The organism is Mesorhizobium sp. M7A.F.Ca.AU.001.01.1.1 (genome assembly GCF_004022735.1).
Taxonomy (GTDB): Bacteria; Pseudomonadota; Alphaproteobacteria; order Rhizobiales; family Rhizobiaceae; genus Mesorhizobium; species Mesorhizobium ciceri.
In genome coordinates, this window is sequence record NZ_RZPF01000443.1 from 1 (window position 1) to 5,551 (window position 5,551).

At 65.3% G+C, this 5,551-nt stretch carries 5 protein-coding genes and 1 pseudogene; 5 read left to right on the top strand and 1 reads right to left on the bottom strand.

Going from position 1 to position 5,551, the window contains the following annotated elements:
* Window positions 1-105, bottom strand: a pseudogene (locus EN884_RS40305) (TlpA family protein disulfide reductase); the annotation flags it as partial.
* 35 nt (window positions 106-140) lie between these two features.
* Here EN884_RS40305 and argH point away from each other — a divergent pair.
* From argH to EN884_RS23720, 5 genes are all read left to right on the top strand, one after another.
* Entirely contained in the window at window positions 141-1,541 is a 1,401-nt protein-coding gene (argH, locus tag EN884_RS23700) for an argininosuccinate lyase (protein WP_063169086.1), read from the top strand.
* Between the two features lie 151 nt (window positions 1,542-1,692).
* Entirely contained in the window at window positions 1,693-1,899 is a 207-nt protein-coding gene (locus EN884_RS23705) for a lipoprotein (RefSeq protein ID WP_013529409.1), read from the top strand.
* A 62-nt stretch (window positions 1,900-1,961) separates the two neighbouring features.
* Window positions 1,962-3,230, top strand: coding sequence for a diaminopimelate decarboxylase (gene lysA / locus EN884_RS23710; RefSeq protein WP_063169087.1), 1,269 nt, complete (start codon window positions 1,962-1,964; stop codon window positions 3,228-3,230).
* 39 nt (window positions 3,231-3,269) lie between these two features.
* The gene (locus tag EN884_RS23715; protein WP_063169088.1) at window positions 3,270-4,211 is read left to right on the top strand and encodes a threonine/serine dehydratase; all 942 of its coding nucleotides are present in this window, start codon (window positions 3,270-3,272) and stop codon (window positions 4,209-4,211) included.
* Between the two features lie 238 nt (window positions 4,212-4,449).
* A partial coding sequence (locus tag EN884_RS23720; RefSeq protein WP_128360762.1) for a DUF4175 family protein occupies window positions 4,450-5,551 on the top strand: 1,102 nt, incomplete at its 3' end.

Sequence of the window (5,551 nt, forward strand, 5' to 3'; positions counted from 1 at the left end):
CCGGCTCTCGCTGACATATCCCGCGCCCGCGCCCGCCAGCGCGCCCGCCACCAAGGCGGCGAGGATCAGGCGCGGGGCCGGGAAGAATCTACTACCGTCTGCCATTTTCTCAAAACTGCTCCGAAGCACGGGTTATAGCCATGAGCGATAAGAAAACCAGCAACCAGATGTGGGGCGGACGTTTTGCCTCGGGTCCGGCCGCCATCATGGAAGCGATCAACGCGTCTATCTCCTTCGACCGCAAACTCTATGCGCAGGACATCAAAGGCTCGATCGCCCATAGCGAGATGCTGGCGCAAACGGGCATTATTTCGGCGGCCGATCAAGAAAAAATCGCTGACGGGCTGAACACGATCCTGAGAGAGATCGAGGCCGGCAGCTTCGAGTTCTCGACGCGGCTCGAAGACATCCACATGAACATCGAGGCGCGCCTTGCCGATCTGATCGGCCCGGCGGCCGGCCGCCTGCACACCGCCCGCTCGCGCAACGATCAGGTCGCGGTCGATTTGCGGCTCTGGGTCAAGGAGGAGTGCTTTCGCGTCGCCGAGGCGTTGAAGGGGTTGATTGAGGCGCTGCTGGAGCGGGCCGAGGAGCATGCGGCGACCGTGATGCCGGGCTTCACCCATATGCAGGCGGCCCAGCCGGTGACCTTCGGCCATCACTGCATGGCCTATGTCGAGATGTTTTCGCGCGACCTGTCGCGTGTCCGCGATGCGATCGAACGCATGGACGAAAGCCCGCTCGGTGCCGCCGCACTTGCCGGCACCAGCTTCCCGATCGACCGCCACCGGACCGCCAAGGGGCTCGGCTTCCGCGAGCCGATGCGCAATTCGCTCGACAGCGTCTCGGATCGCGATTTCGCGCTCGAGTTCCTTGCCATGGCCGCGATCTGCGCCACGCATCTGTCGCGGCTGGCCGAAGAGATCATCATCTGGTCGACGCCGCAATTCGGCTTCGTCAGGCTGTCGGACTCGTTTTCCACCGGCTCGTCGATCATGCCGCAGAAGAAGAATCCCGATGCCGCCGAACTGGTGCGCGGCAAGACCGGCCGCGTCACCGGCCATCTGGTCGGCCTGCTGACGGTGATGAAGGGCATGCCTTTGACCTATGGCAAGGACATGCAGGAAGATAAGGAATCGGTATTCGACGCCGCCGAGACGCTCGACCTGATGCTGGCGGCGATGACCGGCATGGTCTCGGACATGACGGTCAACGCAGCCGCGATGAAGAAGGCCGCCGGCTCCGGCCACGCGACAGCAACCGACCTTGCCGACTGGCTGGTGCGCACGCTCGGCCTGCCGTTCCGAGAGGCGCATCATGTCACCGGCCGGGCGGTGGCGCTGGCCGAAGACAAGAAGGTGGGGCTGGAGAAGCTTTCGCTGGAGGATCTGCAGTCGATCGATCCCGGCATCACGGCCGACATATTCTCAGTGCTGGCGGTGCAGAACTCGGTCAAGAGCCGCACCAGTTTCGGCGGCACCGCGCCGTCGGAAGTGAGGAAGCAGATCCGCGCCTGGAAAAAGCGACTGGCGAAAGCGTAATGCCGGATGTTGCGCCAGCAATATCCCGGACATGCGACCAGCAATATCCGGACGTTGCGCCAGATATTGCGACGAGCAATATCTCGGGGTGCAATGCGCCGAGAACTCGGCTAAAAGCGGCGGCTGACAAACGTTTCGGACGGATGGATCGATGACCGGAAGCAGGATTTTGGTGACGCTGACGCTGCTGGTGGCGATCGCGGCCGTCTCGGCCTGCGGCAGGAGGGGCGGTCTCGACACGCCCTATGAGGCGGCCGTGCAGGCGCGCAAGGATGCCTCGAAGGCCCATCAGCCCGTGCCGCCGGAGCCAGAAAAACCGGTCAAGGACAAGAAGTTCATCCTCGACCCGCTGATCTAGGCCGACGAGAGCGGGGCCTTCCAACCCGATCTCATCTTGCCGCAACTTCCGGAATCACTCCCGTGAACCATTTCGACTACCGCGACGGCGTGCTCCATGCCGAGGACGTGGCGATACCAGATATCGCCGCACAGGTCGGCACGCCATTCTACTGCTACTCGACGGCCACCCTGACCAGGCACTACCGGGTGTTTGCCCAGTCCTTTGCCGGGCTCGACACGCTGGTCTGCTACGCCATGAAGGCCAATTCCAACCAGGCCGTCCTGCGGACGCTGGCGAAGCTCGGCGCCGGCGCCGACGTGGTTTCGGAAGGTGAATTGCGCCGGGCGCTGGCCGCCGGCATTCCGGCCGGCAAGATCCTGTTTTCGGGCGTCGGCAAGACTGCGCGCGAAATGGACTTTGCCCTTGCCGCCGGCATTCTCTGCTTCAACGTCGAGTCCGAGCCTGAACTTGAGCTGTTGTCGGCGCGAGCCGTTGCCCTTGGCAAGGTGGCGCCGATCTCGCTGCGCATCAATCCCGATGTCGACGCCAGGACCCACAAGAAGATCTCCACCGGCAAGGCCGAGAACAAATTCGGCATCCCGTGGCAGCGGGCGCGGCAGGTCTATGCCCGCGCGGCAACGCTTCCCGGCATCAGGATCACCGGCATCGACACCCATATCGGCAGCCAGATCACGGAGCTGCAGCCCTTCGACGACGCCTTCGCCCTGCTTGTCGATCTGGTCGGCGCGCTGCGGGCGGACGGCCATGCCATCGAGCATATCGACCTCGGCGGCGGCCTCGGCATCCCCTATCGCGTCGACAACAACCCGCCGCCGCTGCCCGATGCCTATGCCCAGATCGTCAGGAAGCATGTCACCAAGCTCGGGCTGAAGGTGATGTTCGAGCCGGGCCGGCTGATCGTAGGCAATGCCGGTATCCTCGTCTCGGAAGTGATCTTCGTAAAAGAAGGCGACGCCAAGAACTTCCTCGTCGTCGACGCCGCCATGAACGATCTCATCCGGCCGACGCTCTACGATGCCTTCCACGATATCCGTCCGGTCGTGCAGCCGCCGGCGGACACGCCGCGCATGATGGTCGACGTCGTCGGCCCGGTCTGCGAGACCGGCGATTATATCGGCCTGGACCGCGATCTGCCCAGGCTGAAGGCCGGCGACCTGATTGCCGTCTCCACCGCGGGCGCCTATGGCGCGGTGCAGGCCGGCACCTACAACACCCGTCTGCTGGTTCCGGAGGTGCTGGTCGACGGCGACCGGTTCCACGTCGTGCGCCCACGCCTGACCTATGACGACCTGATCGGACTGGATTCGATGCCCGACTGGCTTGCATAGAAGCGCCGGAAACACACCGACCCGTCACAGGGAGCAATCATGACGAACGGCATCACCGTCACACGCGAGCGCATTGCCGCGATGGAACCGCGCATCCGCCCCTATATCAGGCACACGCCGGTGCTGCGCGTCGACATGGCCGACTTCGATCGGCCGCCGTTGGCCGTCGACCTGAAGCTCGAATGCCTGCAGCATTCCGGCTCGTTCAAGGCGCGCGGCGCCTTCACCAACCTGCTGGAGCGTGCGGTCCCAAAGGCCGGTGTCGTCGCAGCATCGGGCGGCAACCATGGCGCGGCCGTCGCCTATGCCGCCATGCGGCTTGGCCACAAGGCGACCATCTTCGTTCCCGAAGTGAGCCCGGCGGCCAAGCTGGAACGGATCCGCTCCTATGGCGCCGAGCTGATCGTCGGCGGCGCCCGCTATGCCGAAGCGCTGGCCGCCAGCGAACGGTTCGCCGAGGAGACCGGCGCTTTGCAGATTCATGCCTTCAACCAGGAGGAAACGCTCGTCGGCCAGGGCACGCTTGGGCTCGAAATCGAGGCCGATTTGCCTCGGATCGACACGCTGCTGGTCGCTGTCGGCGGCGGCGGTCTGATCGGCGGCATCGCTGCCTGGTTCGCCGGCCGCAGCCGTATCATCGCCGTCGAGCCGGAAGGAGCGCCGACGCTGCATCGCGCCTTCGAGGCCGGACACCCCGTCGATGCGCCGGCCGAGGGCATCGCCGCCGATTCGCTGGCGCCAAAGCGCGTCGGCGAAATGATGTTCCCGATCGCCGAGGCCTATGTCGAACGCTCGATCCTGGTCGGCGACGACGACATCGTCGCCGCGCAGAAGGCGCTGTGGAACCGAACCCGCATCATCTCCGAGCCGGGAGGTGCGGCCGCCTTTGCCGCAATCCTGTCGGGCCGCTATGCGCCGGCGCAGGGCGAACGGCTCGCCGTGCTGGTCTGCGGGGCGAATGCGGACCCCGCTACCTTCTAAAGGGCCTGCTGCCTTCTAAAGGGTATGCAGGATGGAACTATAACGGTCCACTTCACGTTTTTTCGAACCGCCTCGCCTTTGCCGTGTTTGCTGGTATTCTTTGAGTCGTGAGGCGTCGGGCTATCTGCCCGCTCCACAGCATGATCCCGAAACATGGAATCCCTTTCGGAACAGATCATGCTCAAAGGGATAGGGCCGCATCCCGGTTTCGGGATGCCATAGGCTCAAGGAAGGGCCGATGACGCAACGACCCACCTTCAGCAGCGATCGCGGCCTCGCCGGGCGGCTGGCTTTGAGCAGGCTGGCCACGCGGGTCTCGATGGTGGTCGAGCGCGGCTGGCCGTTGCTGCTTCCCCTCGTCATCGTTGCCAGCCTGTTCCTCAGCATCTCCTGGCTCGGGCTATTCTCCCGGCTGCCGGATATGGCGCGCATCGGCCTGGTCGCTGCCTTTGCCATAGCAGCACTGGCCGCGCTTTATCCCCTGCGTTTCTTCCGCCTGCCGGGCGCCGGCGAAATCGACCGCCGCATCGAGGCAGCCAATCAACTGTTGCACAGCCCGGTGCTGGTGCAGACCGACCGGCCAAGCGGCCGGGAAAGCAGCTTCTCGCAGGCGCTATGGCGCGAACACCAGAAGCGCATGGCCGGAAAGCTCGACAACCTCGGCGCCGACCTGCCGCGCACGCGCGTGCCGGAGCGCGACCCTTGGGCCCTGCGCGCGGTGGCGGCACTTTTGCTCGTTACCGCCTTCGCCTTCTCCTTCGGGCCGACGGGCGGCAGGATCAGCGACGGCTTCAATGCCCATGGCGCGCGCGATATCGTGCCGCCGCGCATCGACGCCTGGGTGACGCCGCCGTCCTACACCGGCAAGCCGCCGATCTTCCTGACCGCCGACGCCAACCAGGCCATCCCGACCTTTACGGTTCCCGAAGGCAGTGACGTTTCGCTGCGCGTGACGGGCGGCTCAGGCGAGGAAACGCTCGGCTACGCCGACAAGAATGGCAATTCCCGCGCCATCGACCCGGCTGCGCCGCAGGCCGCCGCCAAGCCGGCTGCAAGCCCGGCGACGCCGTCCAAGGTGCGCCAGTTCACCAGCAAGCTGACCGGCGACGGCACGCTGACGCTGACGTCGGGCGAGGACCAGCTCGGCCGCTGGGCCTTCGCGGTCGTACCGGACAAGCCGCCGCAGATCCGCTTCGTCGGCGAGCCCAAGCGCGCCGCCAACGGCGCCTTCGAGCTCAACTACCAGATCGACGACGACTATGGCGCCGCCACCGCCAAGGCGGTGCTCGCGCTTGCCGATCCGCAGGCGCCGAATGCGCGTCCACTGTACGGTGCACCTG

Excerpts from the sequence above, each read along its gene's own strand:
- argH (WP_063169086.1), top strand. The coding sequence starts at position 141 with ATGAGCGATAAGAAAACCAGCAACCAGATGTGGGGCGGACGTTTTGCC.
- EN884_RS23715 (WP_063169088.1), top strand. The coding sequence starts at position 3,270 with ATGACGAACGGCATCACCGTCACACGCGAGCGCATTGCCGCGATGGAA.
- EN884_RS23705 (WP_013529409.1), top strand. The coding sequence starts at position 1,693 with ATGACCGGAAGCAGGATTTTGGTGACGCTGACGCTGCTGGTGGCGATC.